The organism is Psychrobacter sp. CX5 (genome assembly GCF_057621535.2).
The window spans coordinates 2,448,949-2,467,867 of record NZ_CM177735.1 but is presented as its reverse complement, the minus strand read 5'-3'; the positions used below and the strand labels follow the sequence as shown (position 1 = coordinate 2,467,867).

Annotated in this window: 17 protein-coding genes; 5 read left to right on the top strand and 12 right to left on the bottom strand. The window is 39.8% G+C overall.

Annotated features, from left to right (window positions below):
- Positions 1-191: 191 nt before the first annotated feature.
- The 4 genes from AC21OG_RS09505 to AC21OG_RS09490 all read right to left on the bottom strand — a co-directional run bounded on the left by AC21OG_RS09505 (position 192) and on the right by AC21OG_RS09490 (position 3,168).
- Positions 192-938 carry a histidine phosphatase family protein gene (locus AC21OG_RS09505; protein WP_487378074.1) on the bottom strand — a complete coding sequence of 249 codons (747 nt, stop codon included), beginning with the start codon at positions 936-938 and terminating at the stop codon, positions 192-194.
- A gap of 23 nt (positions 939-961) precedes the next feature.
- Complete coding sequence (locus AC21OG_RS09500) at positions 962-1,756, bottom strand: metallophosphoesterase (RefSeq protein ID WP_487378073.1); 795 nt, start codon at positions 1,754-1,756, stop codon at positions 962-964.
- 58 nt (positions 1,757-1,814) lie between these two features.
- Positions 1,815-2,573, bottom strand: coding sequence for an orotidine-5'-phosphate decarboxylase (gene pyrF / locus AC21OG_RS09495; RefSeq protein ID WP_487378072.1), 759 nt, complete (start codon positions 2,571-2,573; stop codon positions 1,815-1,817).
- Positions 2,574-2,793: 220 nt separating this feature from the next.
- On the bottom strand, positions 2,794-3,168 hold the full coding sequence (locus AC21OG_RS09490; protein WP_486546656.1) for a lipopolysaccharide assembly protein LapA domain-containing protein: 375 nt from the start codon (positions 3,166-3,168) through the stop codon (positions 2,794-2,796).
- A 440-nt stretch (positions 3,169-3,608) separates the two neighbouring features.
- Here AC21OG_RS09490 and yajC point away from each other — a divergent pair, with 440 nt between their 5' ends.
- The 5 genes from yajC (at position 3,609) to AC21OG_RS09465 (ending at position 10,894) form a co-directional block, all read left to right on the top strand.
- The gene (gene yajC / locus AC21OG_RS09485; RefSeq protein WP_486546657.1) at positions 3,609-3,941 is read left to right on the top strand and encodes a preprotein translocase subunit YajC; all 333 of its coding nucleotides are present in this window, start codon (positions 3,609-3,611) and stop codon (positions 3,939-3,941) included.
- A gap of 384 nt (positions 3,942-4,325) precedes the next feature.
- Positions 4,326-6,203, top strand: coding sequence for a protein translocase subunit SecD (gene secD / locus AC21OG_RS09480; protein ID WP_487378071.1), 1,878 nt, complete (start codon positions 4,326-4,328; stop codon positions 6,201-6,203).
- Between the two features lie 9 nt (positions 6,204-6,212).
- Positions 6,213-7,502, top strand: coding sequence for a protein translocase subunit SecF (gene secF, locus AC21OG_RS09475; protein ID WP_487378070.1), 1,290 nt, complete (start codon positions 6,213-6,215; stop codon positions 7,500-7,502).
- Positions 7,503-7,769: 267 nt separating this feature from the next.
- Positions 7,770-9,278 (top strand): MATE family efflux transporter, encoded by a 1,509-nt coding sequence (locus AC21OG_RS09470; RefSeq protein ID WP_487378069.1) that lies wholly within the window; start codon positions 7,770-7,772, stop codon positions 9,276-9,278.
- Between the two features lie 137 nt (positions 9,279-9,415).
- On the top strand, positions 9,416-10,894 hold the full coding sequence (locus tag AC21OG_RS09465; RefSeq protein WP_487378067.1) for an anion permease: 1,479 nt from the start codon (positions 9,416-9,418) through the stop codon (positions 10,892-10,894).
- A 165-nt stretch (positions 10,895-11,059) separates the two neighbouring features.
- Here AC21OG_RS09465 and AC21OG_RS09460 read toward each other — a convergent pair whose 3' ends face one another.
- The 8 genes from AC21OG_RS09460 to AC21OG_RS09425 all read right to left on the bottom strand — a co-directional run bounded on the left by AC21OG_RS09460 (position 11,060) and on the right by AC21OG_RS09425 (position 18,835).
- Positions 11,060-11,554, bottom strand: coding sequence for a RidA family protein (locus AC21OG_RS09460; protein WP_487378065.1), 495 nt, complete (start codon positions 11,552-11,554; stop codon positions 11,060-11,062).
- 278 nt (positions 11,555-11,832) lie between these two features.
- Positions 11,833-13,368, bottom strand: coding sequence for an amidophosphoribosyltransferase (gene purF, locus AC21OG_RS09455; protein ID WP_486546661.1), 1,536 nt, complete (start codon positions 13,366-13,368; stop codon positions 11,833-11,835).
- A 77-nt stretch (positions 13,369-13,445) separates the two neighbouring features.
- Positions 13,446-13,991, bottom strand: a complete 546-nt coding sequence (locus AC21OG_RS09450) for a CvpA family protein (protein WP_487378064.1) — start codon at positions 13,989-13,991, stop codon at positions 13,446-13,448.
- A 182-nt stretch (positions 13,992-14,173) separates the two neighbouring features.
- Positions 14,174-15,208 carry a quinone-dependent dihydroorotate dehydrogenase gene (locus tag AC21OG_RS09445; RefSeq protein ID WP_487378063.1) on the bottom strand — a complete coding sequence of 345 codons (1,035 nt, stop codon included), beginning with the start codon at positions 15,206-15,208 and terminating at the stop codon, positions 14,174-14,176.
- 278 nt (positions 15,209-15,486) lie between these two features.
- Positions 15,487-16,023: a DUF4870 family protein gene (locus AC21OG_RS09440; protein WP_487378062.1), complete on the bottom strand. Its 537-nt coding sequence runs from the start codon at positions 16,021-16,023 to the stop codon at positions 15,487-15,489.
- Between the two features lie 200 nt (positions 16,024-16,223).
- Positions 16,224-16,673 carry a phosphohistidine phosphatase SixA gene (sixA, locus tag AC21OG_RS09435; protein ID WP_487378061.1) on the bottom strand — a complete coding sequence of 150 codons (450 nt, stop codon included), beginning with the start codon at positions 16,671-16,673 and terminating at the stop codon, positions 16,224-16,226.
- Positions 16,674-16,805: 132 nt separating this feature from the next.
- Positions 16,806-18,089 carry an NAD(P)H-dependent glycerol-3-phosphate dehydrogenase gene (locus tag AC21OG_RS09430; RefSeq protein WP_487378127.1) on the bottom strand — a complete coding sequence of 428 codons (1,284 nt, stop codon included), beginning with the start codon at positions 18,087-18,089 and terminating at the stop codon, positions 16,806-16,808.
- Between the two features lie 149 nt (positions 18,090-18,238).
- Positions 18,239-18,835 (bottom strand): nitroreductase family protein, encoded by a 597-nt coding sequence (locus AC21OG_RS09425; RefSeq protein WP_487378126.1) that lies wholly within the window; start codon positions 18,833-18,835, stop codon positions 18,239-18,241.
- Positions 18,836-18,919 lie beyond the last annotated feature (84 nt).

Below are 18,919 nucleotides of genomic sequence, written 5' to 3'. Positions count from 1 at the left end.
ACCTTTAAAAGAGTTAAGTATTCATCAGAATGGTACAGTGTAAAAAACCCCTAGTTTATCTTGAAACTAGGGGTTTTTTTAGCAGTGAAAATTAGGGTATATTGAATATTCAACACTTAAGAATTAGACAACTAATCACAGTATAACTAATGTCAGGACACTTAAGCATATAACGCGTAAGTAGGTATAAACTATACCTCTATCAGTCGCGATATAGGTACTGCAAACCTGTCGCCTCGCCATATAATACTCGCCGTGGATTTTTTAAAAGGCAATTGATCAAACCATATAAATAACCCCTCCATCATTTTTGGCCAGTCATCCCAGGTTATTAAGTTACTTTGCATCATTACCCCAATAAATGCCACTAGTAACGTATCATGACTAACCGCTAGCGCTAGATGACCAGGTTTTGGCTGGGACTGATATAGCAAATATAATATATCCAAACCGCCCTTTTTTGAGGGTTTAGTGCTTTTAAGAGCATTTTGCAAAAAGGCATTAATAAAATTTAATGCCCCTATTGCTTTAAAGATATCATTAGCGGTTTTAGGATCGGTTACTAAGCTCCCTGGCTCTACCAAGAGAGATTCATTTATGACCGGTTGCCTTACCCCTGCTCCTTCTTGCATTAGCTTCGCAGTGTCCACACATCGCCAAATGGGACTTGCAATACTTAGAGTATCTAAAGAATAAGGGAGATAATCTGCCAGCCATCTTCCCCATGATTTCGCTAACACTCGTCCTTTAGGCGTTAAAGGTAAGTCATAGCTTGCGAACCCTTGTCCATTCGACGGCTCTCTTAAAGAGTGACGCGTAAACAATATCAAACGCTCATTGTTTTTTGGTAACTGCTTTACGGAGTGAATCATACTTTCTGGCAAATATGCAGGTGCCGGTGCTAAGGCATGTAGATTTTTTTCGTATTCCTTAGCCATATATTATTCAGACTCCAATAATCTTAAATGTCCACGACCTTCGACCAGTTAAACTTTAGTGCCGTACTGCTTAGTTCACCCGGATATGCCCTTGGATTAACGATTACCCTCGTCCTGCCTTCCTTATAATCAAATGCCTCATGAGTATGTCCATGGACCCAAAGCTTAGGTGCCCAATCCTCACTCATCCACGCGCTTAAATCACTAACGAAAGCGGCATTACTTGGTTGACCTTGATACTTTTTAGATACTGATCTTGGAGAAACACTATGATGCGTCATCACCACCGCTGTCTTGCCATCTTTATGAGCTTCTTTCAAAGCTTGCTTGAGCCACGCTCTATGTTGACTATGTATTTTTATCGACATTTCTGGTGAAAAAAGTAGCTCGCCTGCCCTAATCTGACGATAATCCCGCATGAAGGACATCACGACATCACGGGTCTCTTCAGTAGCCTCAAACTCATAATCGGTCCAAAGCGTACAGCCTAGGATACGGACATTGTCAATCTCAAAGTCATGACATTGCAAAACTTTTAGCCCTGAAAACATCTTTTCATCAAAATTATCCCAATTTTGTAATTGGCTATCAAAGGTTAAAATGTCTTCACTAAAATACTCATGATTACCAGCGATGGTGACGATAGGTTTTGCATTTATTTTAGCTTGCTCTTGTAACCACGCCATACCAGAATCACTATTTGCGGTATCTCCAGCCACCAAAATGAGATCTGCGTCCGTTTGCGGAATACGCCCAAGAGGCAAATCCCTTCTGGCATAACTATCGATATGAAGGTCGCTTAATATTTGTAATTTCATAATAGGCTTTTAAAGGTGAAGGGTGAAAATCAGGATGCTATCTTTAGCAATAAGTAGATTAACTTAAGTGCTTTATTATCCGTGCTAGTTTTTCAGTTGGGTTTTGCGCTTGAGTGATCGAACGACCTATTACCAGATAATCAGCACCATTTTTAATAGCTTGCTCAGGGGTACAGATACGCTTTTGATCATCTGCTGCATCTTCCAAAGTACGTATACCAGGGGTAACTAATTTAAAGTCCTTACCGCATAAGCTTTTTAGGCGGCTAGCCTCCTGTGCCGAACACACCACCCCATCAAGACCAGCCTCTTTTGTCAATAATGCCAATCGTTCAACGTGCTGATCAACGGGTGTATGTATACCTATATCTTGAAGCCCCTGCTCGCTAAATGACGTTAAAACTGTTACGGCAATCAGTAGCGTCTCATGACCTGCATCTAGCAAACGCTCTTTAGACGTTTGCATAGCCTCACGTCCAGCACTGGCATGTACATTGACCATCCACACTCCCATATCGGCAGCCGCTAAAACAGCTTGAGCGGTAGTATTAGGTATATCATGGAATTTGAGATCTAAAAAAACCTCAAAGTCTCTTTTATGTAGCTCTTTTAAAATTTGCGGACCACATCTGGTAAACAACTCTTTGCCGACTTTTACCCGGCAAGAACTTGGATCTAACTGATCTGCTAAATGAAGAGCCTCTTCTATAGAGGATTTATCAATCGCCACTATTATAGGCGAACGCTGAGATTGCGTTAAAAAAGGATTGGATTGCTGTAGCTCGGTCACATTGCCTCCAGAGCAATTTAAAGTCATTTTAATAGGGTCTGTAGAAATCGGATTATTAAAATATAGTATATAGGATGATACTTCAAAGCGCTAAATTTAATCTTTAAGTTTGAACTTAAACACTAAAAAACGACCTCTCGGGTCGTTTTTATAGATTATTTCACTCTTTTAATAATTGTAGTATTCAAATATAAGTATAAATAGTCTTTATAAATATAATACTTGATAAGAGGCATAGGGCTATTGGTTATCTAACTACAGTGGTATCCACAGGATCAACAACAGGCGTTGAGTCAACATTCACCGACTGATTGACCGGTTCTGCATTCGTATAACGTTCAAGCTCTAGATTAGTTTCCGCTAATTTCTTCTGTAGTTGTTTGTTCTCTTTAGTTAGTCTGCTAATCTCCCATTTATTTTGGAATACCTTAAACAGCAGTAAGGACAGCAGCATCCCGATTAAAACACCTAAAACAAGACATAAAATGAGTAATAAACCTAAGTTCATTCCTGGAGCTTGAGTAAATAGTAAATTAACAGCGACTTCGCTACCATTTACTAAAACCAATCCTAGGGAATAGCCAAAAACTAAAAATAGTAAGATAATTAGAATATAACGCATAAGTACCTCTAGATAATAACGGATTAAATTTATGATGGGGTGTATTTTATAACTATTAATTGTTTAAATACGCTAATAGCGATGATTATAGCGATTATAGCGTTTTATTATACACCGTCGCTAGCATTCATTTGATAGACGGAGCAAAAAATTCAAATAAAATGCGTTAATCCGTCTATTTATTGACCCGTATTACAAGTAATGGTTATCAATTGTGCTTTTTTTTGATACTATGCCTGTTAATTTATGATAACTGTACTCATATACCAGAAACGGTACTCTTATACTTTTAAACAGGTTATCAAGATACGGGTCTAATATCACTTTATCTACTTATCTACCATGAATACTTTTATTCATTAGATGATAGCTGATGACACTATTAGAATATTTTTGAGCTGTTTATGATATAAGCCACTATTAAATCTTAAGGAAAGACTATGTTTTTATTTATACAAGCTGCCCATGCTGCTCCAGAAGGGGCTGGTGGTACGGCTATGATTATGCAATGGATTTTTCCGTTAGCTATCTTCGCTATTTTTTACTTTTTAGTTATCAGACCTCAGTCCAAGCGTGCTAAAGAACATCGTAAAATGGTTGACTCATTAGCAGTAGGCAATGAAGTTATTTTTGCTGGCGGTTTAATGGGAAAAGTTAAATCTATCGAAGGTGATTATGCTGTTGTTAGCTTAAATGATAGAAATGAAGTGATGATTCAACGTGCTTCTGTTATTTCGGTTCTACCGAATGGTACGATCGATGGCTTAAAATAGTCGATGATATCTGAAAATAAGGGTGAGTTGATATTAATATTTAATTAACTTTTTTAATTTACCGCAATCTTTATTATCAGTTATCTTAATTGAAAACTATCGTTAATAATCGGTAATAATAGTTATCGGTTATAAACCCAAGAACTCAGCCTATTAAATATTCCATATAGATGGATTAAAACCTATTAATGTTTAATTAAATTTATTCATTTAAGAGTTATTATTTTTATTTAATAGGTTTAAGTTTTTGGTTATTACCTTTTAATGAATTAGAGTGCAAAGAATATCTTGAATTTTGTAAAATTACTGTTTTAATTCCACCTTTTCGTAGAATCTAGTCTTTAGCACTCTACTGTTTCCCTTCCCTCAAGTGAAGAAGCTACTATGCATTACCCTGCCTGGAAATATTTCTTAATCGTTACCGTGCTTGTTATCGCAGGGCTATATGCCTTGCCAAACCTGTATCCTGATGAACCAGCTGTACAGGTTACAAGTGCTTCTGCCGGTACAGAGCTCACCCAAGAGGTGTTAACGCAGTCAACTCAGCTGCTTGATAAATCTGGTATCGCCTATCATAACCCTACATTTGCCGAAAACAGTGCTTTGGTTCGCCTCGATAATGGTGCTGATCAACGTAAAGCGCAAGAGGTGTTACGCCGTCAATTAGGCAATGATTATGTCGTGGCCTTAAATCTTGCACAAACAACACCTGATTGGCTGCGTAGTATCGGTGCCAAACCGCTCAAGCTAGGGCTAGACTTACGTGGTGGTGTTCGCTTTGTTCTTGAAGTTGATATGAACAAGGCGCTAGAACAGCGCTTAAAGAGTGCCAATAGTGAAATACGAAACCTATTACGTAGTGAGCGTATTCCTGTTAAAGGTATTAATATTGCCGATCAAGGTTTATTACTCCATTTCAAAGACACTGAACTTCGCGATAAAGCGCAACGCGTTCTCCAACGCGATCAGGGCAACTTCTTTAATCTGCAAGCGTTAATGGATGACCAAGGTGCTGCATTACGCTTAGAGTATAACGAAGCAACGTTTAATGAGATAAATGAATATGCCGTGGGTCAAAACTTGACGACACTGCGTAATCGTATCTCAGAGTTGGGGGTTTCAGAAGCTTTGGTTCAATCTCAAGGTAGCAACCGTATCGTGGTTGAGTTACCTGGTATTCAAGATCCTGCTGAAGCAAAACGTGTTCTAGGCCGTGCTGCAAATTTAGAATTTCGCTTAGTCGCTGATGAAAATGCTAATTATGCAGGGGGTATTCCACCTGCAGGAACCGAAGCATTTCCCTATATGACGCTTGATGGTCCGCCCTCATTACTTAATCGTCAACCGATCTTAACAGGCGATAAGGTTCAGGGTGCAACATCAGGGTTGGATGAAAACGGCGCCCCTGAAGTGAACATTACTTTGGATACGGCTGGTGGTAAGTTAATGCAAAATGCCACTAAAAATGCCGTTGGTAAGCAAATGGCAGTATTGTTTATCGAAAATAAACAAAAAGTGAGTTATGAAGAAGATCCTAAAACGGGCGAAGTTGTCGAAACCCGTACGCCTTATTCAGAAACTAAGATTATAAGTCAGGCAAATATTCAAGCGGTATTAGGCTCATCGTTCCGTATAACTGGTTTAGATAGCCCAGCTGAAGCCGCTGAATTGGCGTTACTTCTTCGTTCTGGTGCATTAGCAGCGCCCATGTATTTCGTTGAAGAACGCACAATTGGACCGTCTCTTGGTCAACAAAATATTGATGATGGTTTATTCTCTACACAAATAGGCTATTTACTCGTCTTTTTGTTTATGATTATTTTCTACCGCCTGTTTGGGATGATCGCTAACATTGCGCTAGCTTTCAACTTAATTATCATGGTAGCGGTTCTCTCTATACTTGGCGCATCATTAACCTTACCTGGTATTGCCGGTATCGTATTAACCATTGGTATGGCAGTGGATGCTAACGTACTTATTTTTGAGAGGATTCGAGAGGAGTTATCAGAAGGCTCAAGGCCTAAATCTGCTATTGTTGCAGGTTTTGATCGTGCCTTTAGTAGTATCTTTGATGGTAACATCACGACATTATTGGTTGCCATTATTCTGTTCTCGATTGGCTCAGGCCCGATTAAAGGATTTGCTATTACGCTTGCCATTGGTATTTTAAGCTCGCTATTTACAGCCATTGTTGTGACACGAGCTATTGTGCACCTAATCTATGGCACTCGTAAATCTGTGAATAAACTGAGCATAGGCTAGGAGAGAATAATGTCTAACAACACGTTAAATAATGATGGCACAAACAACGATCCAAATAATACTCGAGATGACGATCTTAATAAGGCTAGCACTGACTCAAATAAAGGGTCAGATAGCTCTACACCTGCTTATATAGAAGGGGGGCGTCCTCGTAAAAAAGGTCCTCGACGTGATGGCAAACATAATGCTCGCCGTGGCCCAAAAAAAGTGACTGGCTCAACTGAGTTGAGTGCGGATTCCGTCACCTCAAGCACAGGTACTCTTGACACTAATGCTGTGGGTACAAGTGCAATGGATTCAGAGCCCTATGAGGATGAAGCTGCTTTAGCGGAGGGAGGGATTAAGGCGGTCGGTGACAAACGTATCATACCTTTTATGAAGTTTGAAAAGCCAATGGGTATTTTATCATTCTTACTGGTATTAATTAGTATTGCTGCCTTATTTATTAATGGTCTAAACCTTGGTCTAGATTTTACTGGTGGGGTTTCAGCGGATGTTAAGTATGAACAACCGGTTGAACAGTCTGAAGTGACTCAATCACTGGAAAACGCTGGATTTGATGATGCCGTGGTGCAGTTTCTTGGTGGTACTTCCGAGCTTCTGGTTCGACTTCCCCCACAATCAGATAACGTTGAAGGGCTTAATGATAGCTTGAAGCAGGCATTAGATCTTCCTAACAATCAGGCAACGATTAATAATGTCAATATTATAGGTAGCCAAGTGGGCAGCGAGATTTATGTCACCTCGCTCATTGCCATAGTTGTTGCATTAGGATTTATGCTACTGTACGTCGCCGTTAGATTTCAGTTTAAACTTGCTGTAGGTGCGCTCCTATCCTTGGTACATGACACTATTGTCACCATAGGCGTGTTCGCATTATTTCAGTTTCCATTTGATTTAACAGTCTTGGCGGCAGTCTTGGCCTTAATAGGTTATTCACTAAATGATACTATTGTGGTCTTTGACCGAATTCGTGAAAACTTTCGGCGAGTACGGGATGCAACCCCAAGGCAAATTCTTGATTTGTCACTGACTGAAACACTGCGTCGAACTATTATGACTGTTTCAACTGTTTTAGTTGTTGTACTGTCTATGCTATTCTTAGGTGGCGCTGGATTATATTGGTTCGCAGTGGCGTTCTTTATTGGCTTACTTGTGGGTACTTACTCTTCAACTTATATCGCAAGCTCAATACCATTAGCTATGGGACTATCACGTGATGATTTTGTGGTAAAAATCAAACCTGAATTCCAAGAAGAAGAAGTCACCTTTAATGACCCTAAGTCATTTGAAGATTAAATGTTAAATTGAGTTTAGTTATCAATACATTTGTATATAGTGACGTTTGGCATTCCCTGCGTAAGTATAACTTCCACAGTCTGACAAACTAGTATGATGAATGTCTTAAGATAAAAATGTTAAAAGCACCTTAGGGTGCTTTTAATGCTTTATGAGCAATAAAATTTATAGAAAGTGCTTGAAAAGAGACATATAACGTCATACAAAGTGCTTAAATTTTTAAAACTGTTTAACTATTAAATATCGCAACTATTAAGTGTCGCAGCTATGAGCTTCTCACCTTCAGATTTTAAAAAACCTTTAGACTTAAGCTACCGTCATATTCTCGCTATTGCTGCCCCAGTACTGATTGCAAACCTTGCGATGCCGCTTCAAGGCGCTATTGATGTTGGTGTGGTCGGACATTTTCCAAAGCCTTATCATTTAGCTGGTCTGGGTATAGCCTCACAGTTATGGCTATTAATATTGGTGAGCTTTAATTTTTTGCAATATGCCTCATCTGGTTTGTCTGCTCAGGCATTAGGTAGACAGACCAGCACTGGAAAATATAGTAATGAACTTGCTGACATATTATATCGCTCGTTAGGACTCGCCTTAGTACTGGCTGTCATATTATGGTTATTAAAACCCTTTATCATAAATTTGGGATTGGATTTATTGGGTGCTCAGACTGCAAGTAGTGAAGCGGCTTCGACTTATCTCACGACACGCTATTATGGCATTGTCTTTGAGTTAATGAATTATGCCTTTATTGGTTGGTTTGCCGGTCAAGGCAAAACCACACAAATGATGATGGTGCAGTTGCTTATTTCATTCCTCAATATAGTAATGACATTAAGTTTTGTGTATATTTTTGATATGGGTTTGCAGGGTGTCGCGCTTGGTACTGTTTTAGGGTATGTCTCTGGCTGTATGGTCGCTTTTTTGCTAGCCCGAAATGTCATACTTAAAAGCAGTATTAACCGTTTCGCAGATAGTTCTATCCATGCAGATAGTTCTATTAAGGCGACTGCTAAATCTACCGATTCCACGAAAACTGTTTTGAATACTACTTTAAGGTACCCTAGTGTTGACAATCAGTTTACTCTAAAACAAAGACTGGCGGAGATATATGCCTGGGATAAGATGCTTAGTTTATTTTCATTAAATAAAGACATCTTTATCCGCACCATATTATTAACACTAAGCTTTGCCTGGATTACTCGGTTATCTGCTCAGCAGGGTGATTTAATCATGGCGACCAATGCTGTTTTATTACAGGTACTGAGTATTTCTGCATTTGCATTAGATGGCGTGGCAGTAGCTGCTGAAAGCTTATCCGGTCAATCAGCAGCTCGAAAGGATCGGGATCAATTTTTAACTGCGGTTAAACGTACGGGAGTTATAACCTTATGGCTTGCCGTATCTTTAAGTATAATATGGGCTATTGTTTTACCTACTTTTATTAAAATCATGACTGACCTTCCCTCTGTAACAAAATTGGCCCTTGATTATCGTTACATGGCGACTTTATTGCCTTTAGCTGGCGCCGGTGCTTACTGGCTGGATGGCATTATGTTTGGGTTAACAGCAGGATCAAAGATTCGTCAGATTGCCATCATTGTGTCAATAATATTCTTTCCTTTGACCTTTGTTATTTATCAGTACTATGGCGATAGTCATACTATGTGGGTCATTTGGTTCAGTGTTTATTGGTTATTATTATCTCGGTTTGCAATAGCTGCCATTATATTGTGGCGTAATCAAGAAGCGCTTATTTATAGTAATAAAGCTTAGGACTATTTCGCTAAGGTTCATGACTTGTTTCTATCAATTTTTATCTGATATGGTTAGATAAACATAGTTTCAAAAATCTATTGTGGTTATATAGTCGTTAACTAAATTTCGCTATCGATAAAAATGGGAATGATTTTATGTCTAAAGTCACGTCAAAGCTCCCTTTTAAACTAACGCCGGCACTGCTCTCAATCGCAGTCGGTCTTATCATATGGTTCATTATTCCTACGCCAGAAGGGGTCACTGACAATGCGTGGCATTTATTGGCTATATTTGTTGCGACTATTATAGCTATTATCGGTAAAGCCCTGCCCATTGGTGCATTAGCCATCATCGCGATTACTCTGGTTGCTATAACAGGTGTCACAGCTGATACTCCTAAAGAAGCGATTAATGATGCCTTATCAAGTTTCTCAAGTCCTTTAATTTGGTTGATTGGTATCGCGGTAATGATATCTCGCGGCCTTATTAAGACAGGACTGGGTTCGAGAATAGCCTATTACTTTATTTCTATCGTTGGTAAAAAAACCATTGGTATCGCTTATTCACTGGCGGCCGCTGAATTACTAATAGCACCTATTACTCCTTCAAATACAGCAAGGGGTGGCGGGATCATTCATCCCATCATGCGCTCTATTGCTAAAAGCTTCAACTCAACCCCAGAAGATGGCACGCAAAATAAAATAGGGCGCTACCTTGCTATGGTGAACTACCATTCCAACCCTATTACCTCAGGTATGTTTATCACTGCAACAGCGCCGAATCCATTAGTGGTTGATTTAGTTAATAAAGCCACAGGAAGTGAGATTCACTTGTCTTGGACAACGTGGGCACTGGCTATGTTTGTGCCAGGGTTGTTATGTATTTTAGTCATGCCAATGGTCATATATTTTATTTATCCACCTGAAATCAAACAAACACCAGATGCCCGTCAGTATGCGCGCGATAATTTGAAGCAATTAGGTGCCGTGAGTTCTCAAGAAAAGATTATGTTGGCTGTATTTGGTTTGATGCTACTACTATGGGCGAATATTCCCGCGCTAATATTTGGTGATCAGTTTACGTTTGATGCCACGACGACCGCATTTTTAGGCCTGTCAGTACTATTGATCACTGGTGTTCTGACTTGGGATGATGTGCTCAAGGAAAAATCAGCTTGGGATACCATTGTATGGTTTGGCGCCCTCGTGATGATGGCCAATTATTTAAATAAATTGGGGTTAATATCTTGGTTCTCAAGTAATATTGAAACGGCAATTGGTCTTACAGGATTTGGCTGGATGGGTGCCGTCGCAATTCTTACCCTCGTTTATCTTTATATGCATTATTTCTTCGCCAGCACGACAGCACACGTTACCGCCATGTTTGCAGCATTCTATGCGGTTGGTCTTAGCTTAGGCGCTCCCCCGTTACTTTATGCCTTAATATTAGCAGCAGCGGGCAATATCATGATGACACTGACACATTATGCGACAGGGACTGCCCCAGTTATCTTCAACTCAGGATTTACAACACTGCGTGAATGGTGGACAATCGGTGCTATCATGAGTGTGGTTAACCTGATCATCTGGATTGGTTCAGGTCTCATCTGGTGGAAAGTATTAGGCTATTATTAGAGTAAACTAGATGCGCTAGGTGAGTTATACCAACTTAAAAAATAACCTATCGAGGAAGACGTGTAATCGCTTCGAATAGCGTTTCACGATTTTATCAGAGATAGGTTATCTTTTAGAAAAGGTGTGATTTTAAGAAAAGATATTATTTTTAGAGAAAGGTATTCGTTATTTTACAGCTATACACTCGATTTCTACTTGAGCACCCAGTGCCAAGCCTGATACTTCAAAAGCAGAGCGTGCAGGATAAGGCGCGCTTAACTTCGCCTTGTAGCCTTCATTAAACTCATTAAAATCATTCATGTCTGTTAGCATGGCCATACATTTGACTAGGTCTGACTTCTGATAGCCATACCTTAATAATATGTTATTTATATTATCTAAAACCTGCTCGGTCTCCGCTTTCACACCGCCGTTGACTAACTTACCCTCTTTCATACCTAGCTGGCCTGACATATACAAGGTGTTACCTACTCGAACTGCGGACGAAAAAGGAAAGTCACCATCCGTGCCATAAAAAATAGGGGTGGTTTTGCTTTGAGAAGCACCCTCTTTCTCAATGGAAACAACGTGAGGGCTGTCATTACTGTCATCAACTGCTTGAGCAGCGAGTGGCGATATTAGTGTGAGGCTTAAAGCAGTAGTGATTAGAGATTTTTTCATAAAATTACCCTTATAGTCTGTTCAATTATTAAACTTATTCAATAAATTAACCTATCTAAAAGATGAACACAAACCCTGAATATAGTTCGTACAGTGAGCTTTACATGATTTTAGCATGAGCAGAATTATTTCTACTACAGGATGAATTTTTGAACATAAAAAAGCAAGGGGATAGCTCAATGAAAGCTAACCACTTGCTTAATATTACCAAAAAAACTCTCTATATTAGTACCGAATGGCTTTAAGCTCGTCGATAAAATACAGTAAGAGTTTTGAGCTTAGTTCTCTTCAATCCCTGTCATATCAACAGGAGTATCAGCAATCACTTGGACACCAGAGGTTTTTTCTTTAGCCATGTCATTGCGATGTTCTTGTAAATAGTCTAAATAATCCTCGGTGATATTACCGGTAATATAGTTACCATCAAATACCGCACAGTCAAATCCTTCAACCTTACTGTGTTTGGTATCCTGTACAGCATCAATTAAGTCATCTAAATCTTGAAAAATAAGACGATCTGCACCAATAATTTGACGGACTTCTTCAACACTGTGACCAGAAGCAATCAATTCATGACGCACTGGCATATCAATGCCATAAACATTGGGGAATTTAACAGGAGGGGCTGCACTAGCAAAAAACACCTTATTCGCGCCAGCATCACGTGCCATTTGAATAATCTCGTGACACGTGGTTCCTCGAACGATTGAGTCATCTACCAATAGTACGTTTTTATTTTTAAACTCAAGAGGAACCGCATTCAGCTTCTGACGGACAGACTTTTTACGCTGCTGTTGGCCTGGCATAATAAAGGTCCGGCCAATGTAGCGATTCTTCATAAAGCCTTCACGGTACTTAATGTTTAAATTAAGCGCTAACTCCATCGCTGAGGTACGTGACGTGTCAGGGATAGGAATAACCACATCAATACCATGGTCGTCGCCCCACTCTTTACGGATTTTTTGTGCTAACTTCTCACCCATACGTAAACGGGCTTTATACACTGATATATTATCAATGATAGAATCAGGACGAGCAAAGTAGACATACTCAAACATACATGGGGTATATTCTTTGGGTTCAGTACACTGACGCGTATGAAGCTGATTGTTCAGATCGATAAAAATGGCTTCACCAGGCTTAACATCGCGAACCACCTTAAACCCTGAGCCGGTTAATGCGACAGATTCAGATGCCACCATATATTCGGTGCCACCATCCGCGGCAAGGCGCTCGCCATAGACAAGAGGACGAATGCCGTTAGGATCTCTAAAAGCGACAAGCCCTTGACCGGTTATTAATGCGACAACGGCATACGCACCTTCAATACGCTTATACATTGAGCTAATCGCACTAAAAATATCATCCGGTGTTGGTTTGGTTTTACCCAAAGCTTGGATCTCATGTGCCAAAACATTTAAAAGAACTTCGGAGTCAGAGTTGGTATTAAGATGGCGTAAATCATCTTGATATAACTCCTTAGCCAAAGTTTCTGCATTGGTTAAATTGCCATTATGCGCCAGTGTAATACCATATGGCGAATTAACATAAAAGGGTTGAGCTTCTGCGCTACTTGAGGTACCGGCTGTGGGATATCTGACATGTCCCACTCCAAATTCACCCACTAAGCGCACCATATGACGTGTCATAAACACATCACGTACCATACCATTGTCTTTGCGTAGAAAAAAGCGCCCATTCTTCATGGTTACGATACCCGCAGCATCTTGACCACGATGTTGTAATACCGTTAACGCGTCATACAACATTTGGTTCACAGGTTCATGCGCTGCAACACCGACAACTCCGCACATACTCTATCCTTTTAAAATAGTCTTTATGAATTAAAAGATTTATTTAGTGGTGGCGAATAAACTATATTAACTAAGAATTAACTAGATTCATTCACTTCTTGATCATCTACTGACTCGATGTCTTGCTCTGGAACATCTATTGCGTCCCATGCATTACTCAAGACTTTGGCAGTAAATTCTTTTGCAAAAGGGGCATACGGTAACAATTCTGGTGCGATAACTGAAGATTTCCAGATTGCCATTGGCATTAATACGGGAGCTGAGATACTTAATAAGACCAGTACTACTAAAAGGTTTTTAAGAGCGCCGAGGACACCACCCGCAAGTTGATCAACAAGACCCAACTTCAAACTTTTAACAATACCTGACACCATAAAGCTAAATATTTGAATCACTAATAAGACTATTAATACAACTATTAGGAAACCTGCACCCATTTGTAATACAGGAGAGTTAATAAAACCTGCAAGATGAGGCGCAACGACACTTGCCAATCGTGTGGCGGCTAATAGCGCGACAAACCACCCTACTAACGAAATTGAGCTGCGTATAAATCCAGCCTGAAAACCTCGCCATAGACCCGCTAGTATAATAAGGGCAATAATAATGTCTAATAAACCCATGGTTGTTATAAACTCATGTTAGCTTTACCTATTAGGACGTTAACAGGCAAATTCCGATAGAATAAGTATCTAGGACAGCGTTCCATCCAGTCCTAGTTTTGAGCATTAAAACATTTGAGTCTTTAGGTAATAATATTTAAGAGCCATTTGTATTAGCTTTGCATAGACATAAAAAACAGACACTAAAACGTTAAAGTATCTCGATGACTGGCAATAGCTTCAATACACTGCTGTACCAACCTAGGTCCCTTATAAATCATACCCGTATAAAGTTGCACCATATCAGCACCAGCATGTAACTTACGGACCGCCTTGTCCCCACTATCGATACCGCCGACACCAATAATAGGAAGTTTGCCGTCTAGACGCTCATAAAACTGTTCAATAACTTGGTTACTCAAGTGCCCAACTGGTCTACCAGATAAGCCCCCTGCTTCATTACCGAAAGCTAAATCTTCTACACCCGTTCTACCTAATGTGGTATTTGTCGCAATTAAACCGTCAATCTCAAATTCAATCAGCTGCTCAGCAATATAATCTATTTGATCAGCAGTGAGATCAGGGGCAACTTTTAGCACCATAGGCACATAAAAACCATAATCCGTCGCAAGTTGGCTATGTTTATTTTTTATGGCATCAAGCAACTCAGTTAACGCCTCACCACTTTGTAAATCGCGCAGGTTCTTAGTATTTGGTGAGGAAATATTGACCGTAATATAAGACGCATGGGGATACACCCGCTCCAAGCAATATATATAGTCATCCACTGCGTTTTCAACAGGGGTCACTGCATTTTTACCGATATTAATACCTATATTACCTTGGTACTTACAATTCTTTACGCTATTGACTAAATGATCCACACCTAAATTATTGAATCCCATACGATTAATAATGGCACCCGCCTCTTTAATTCTAAATAGACGTGGCTTTTCATTACCGCCCTGCGGCTTAGGCGTCACTGTACCCACTTCAATAAACCCAAAGCCTAACTCCGCTAATGCATCAATATAGTCTCCATTTTTATCCAAACCTGCCGCTAAGCCTACTGGATTTGAAAATTGCAAGCCCATACACTCAGTCGGCAAAGCCTGCTGAGAGTAAACAAAACCTAGTGCATGAGCTTTATGAGCCTTTTCAAGAAGTTGTAGCGTTATTTCGTGGGCGTGTTCAGGATCTAAATTGAATAAAAAAGGACGTAATAAGGCATAAGACATAACGTTGGCTGACCTGTTATGGGATAAGTGAATTTAGAAGTTGCTATCAACATGTCTATCATGTCTAGAGCGCCACTTAAGAACTGATAATTATAACAGTATAATTAATGCAAATCACACATTAGACATTTTTAATAAATAAGGAATCTAGTAGATTTAAATTGGAGGTAATATCTGTTTGAGTTTGTCGGTGTTTAAATGAATAACGCCATAGGTTAATAATTTTTTATTAATGATAGTACATTTTATTTTTGACGGTCATTTATCATTGACAGTAATTAAGGCACGGGTCGTTTATCAGATAACGCAATCCAACCTTTCACTATTCTATAGATATGCCACAATATGGCAAATCCTAATACAAGTCCGCCTAACATTAAGACAGCCGTTGAACCATAAGCTAAATCTGTATTGCCTGAGACAAAACCACTTCCGAAGCCTCCAAAACCTATCACCAGCATAATCACTCCAATCACGCCTAGGATAATACTGTACCAAAAGGTTTTAATTTGCCAATCAACGTGTGTGGCAAGCCAAGTATTCTCAGCTTCATTACGGCGTGCGTAATTCATAATAATAGGAATAATCCACATAATGCCAGCAGTAAAAAAGCTAATAGCATACAGTAGATAGGTAATATGATTATAACGAATGAGTGACTCTTCATTTTTTATATCATTTACCAAGTTAGGACTATTTGAGGTACGTAAGCGCTCAGAGTGTCGTGATGATGAGACAGGAACAAATCCAGAATTTATCGTATCAGACTCTTCTGGTTTAGTATCTTGATTTTTAAAGCGGTCGTTATTACTCATGAGAGTACTCCTCAAAATGAAATGGCATATAACTGTGTAGAATGCCACCTTACGCACCGAACCATTGCATATACTTTGTTAAAGAGCAGTTATCAATAAGGACTTTGATTTATAAAGGCTCTTATTTATTAAAAAATTTAGTGGCTTATATACTGTATTATTGACTCTATAATGTATAAAATAATCGCTTATTCATCATACTAATAGGGTATAAAGCGCTCGATTTCCTGTCCCATATCGGGTGCAATAAATTCAGCGTCAAATATGCGCGCTTCGGCCAAGCTATAAGATTCTGGGGTAGACGCCGTTAATAATGCTGCCATTTTTGCAACGATCGGCATATGACACACCACTACCACACATTCCGCTTCGACATCTATCAAAGAATGAAGTCCTTTTAAAGCATCGTCTTCAGGAGTTATGCTAGGGTTAACAGTAACGGGCACATTAGGGTTAAGCGCAGTAAAAGCTTCCAACGTTTGTTGTGCTCTCAAATAGGGACTCACCACAAAAGCATCAGGTTTGTATTTATTAAAAATAAACTGGGCCGTTTCAGCCGCTTGCTGTTGACCAAGCTGTGTTAATTGTCGTTCTGAATCATTCGACGTTTGTCTCTCAGCTTCACCATGACGTACTAATATCACTTTCATATTAACCTCGCTTATTCATCATTCTTAGTCTTTTTTAGCCACTCTTTATCATGCTCTATCAATCGAAAAAATTGACTCTAAAAACTGATAGAGTTTGCTATTTTTATTGGCATCATAAAGAGGTAAATAAACTTAGTCTTTACTTTCGGTAGCTGCCATCATTTGTGCATTCAAGGCTTCATTGGTTTGCCCATGAGGCATCACAAATTCAACATCACTTCTAAAACCAGACTCCATTAAGTTAAGGGCAACGCCCAAAGCAGCCTGGTCATCAAATATAACAGCATATAAAGCATGGGTAATAGGCATATAAATACCAAGCTTTGTTGCTTTTTCATGAACCTGCTGAATAGTATTTACCCCTTCTGCTGTTTGTCCAAGCTTTTTAATAGCGGCGTCAAGACTCATCCCTTTGCCAAGCATATTGCCAATACGGTAGTTACGACTCAGCTCAGAACTACAGGTAGCATAAAGGTCACCCACACCAGACAGTCCTAAGAAAGTCAAAGGGTTAGCGCCAGAAGCTGCTCCAAATCGGCTCATCTCAGCCAGGGCTCGAGTCAGTAACATCGCTTTGGTATTTTCACCAACATTATAATAAGCCGCCATACCCATGGCGATGGCATAGATGTTCTTTAAAGCGCCACCAAGCTCAACGCCTTTAATATCATCTGAGGCAAATATTCTAAAGAAAGCACTGTGCAGAGCTGATTGCACCGCGTGGCGTAACGCCTCTGACTCACTAGCAATGACCGAGGCTGACGGCATATTCTGCATAATTTCAACGGCTAGATTCGGACCAGACATGACCCCAAAGTTGACTTCAGGCAACTCTTCTTTGATGATATCACTCATCAAGCTAAAGGTATCTTTCTCCATACCTTTAGTCAAAGATACGATAGACTGTCCTGATAGATAAGGACGAATCTTTTTTAAGGTTTCTCTAAACGCTGAACTGGGCACAGCGACAAAAATAATGTCTTTATCTTGGACGGCAGATTTAAGGTCATATTCGAATTTAAGACGATCATCTAACGTATAATCTGGCAGATACTTTTTATTAACTCGGGTCTTTAATAGTGATTTAACGGTTCGTTTATTACGGACCCACAACGTAGAATCACAACCATTACGCGCCGCTAAGTTTGACATTGCGGTTCCAAAACTGCCCCCACCTAAGAAAGCCAGTCGCAGCTCATAGGGAGGCTTTGCGCCTTGAGGTTTGGTCATATTATTTACCACAACGTCTTCGACAGAGGAAGGATCGAGCGTTTGATTCTTTTTAGCTTTAGCACTAACTTTACTGGCCTTTTCTAATAGACTGGCCAATAGACCTGCATTGAATCCCGTCTTATTGTCTGCCGAATTATTATCTTTATCAGCCTCATTAGTGTCGTCTAAATTTTTATCATTCATATTTTGGCTCTCGTCGTTGTCAATCCTATCTAGGGTATCAGTGTGGTCTACATTATCCGAATTATTAGAACTTTTATCTCTTTTTAAGCTATTTTTAGGAAATTTCATAGACGGCTCCTTGTCTGCTAAAATTTTATCCGTTGTAGAAGCTATTGGTTATAGTTAACAAACTCTGTAATGTCGATCTCTTTGCGACTTGGCATGGCGCAGTGGCTAGTTCCGACATAGACAAAAGCGGTAATATAATCTTCGCCACTGACATTAAAGTAGCTTTTTACTGCCGGTTCGTTAGCAAGAGGTCCTGTTCGCCATACTGTACTAAAGCCTTGTGCTTTAAGTGCCAATATTAGATTTTGCACTGCAGCCCCTGCACTAAGCAGTTGCTCAAATGGCGGTACCTTTTCATGATAGCTCATACGAGTGACTACCGTAATAATCATAGGGGCACGCAGAGGCATTTTTCGAGTTTTCTCAGCGGTGCGCGGGTCAAGTTCAACGCCTTCACGCTCAGCCTTAGCTTTTGCAGCTTGTAGTAACGCTCGCCCCATCTCATGTCTTGCATTGCCTTGAACCACGGTAAAACGCCAAGGCTGTAATTGCTTGTGATCTGGCGCTGTCATGGCGCATTCAATGGCCGTCTCAAGCTGGGATTGATTGGGCGCTGGTATGCTTAAGTTGCCAATGCTACGACGTGATTTTATCCAATTAATGACTTGCTCATCAGTGACAACGGCATCTTGGTCCATATTATCAATGTTGAGGCTATTATCACTACTTGAAGAATCTGAATGGGATGATCCATTATCTGATGCATTCGTGTTTAAAGCGCC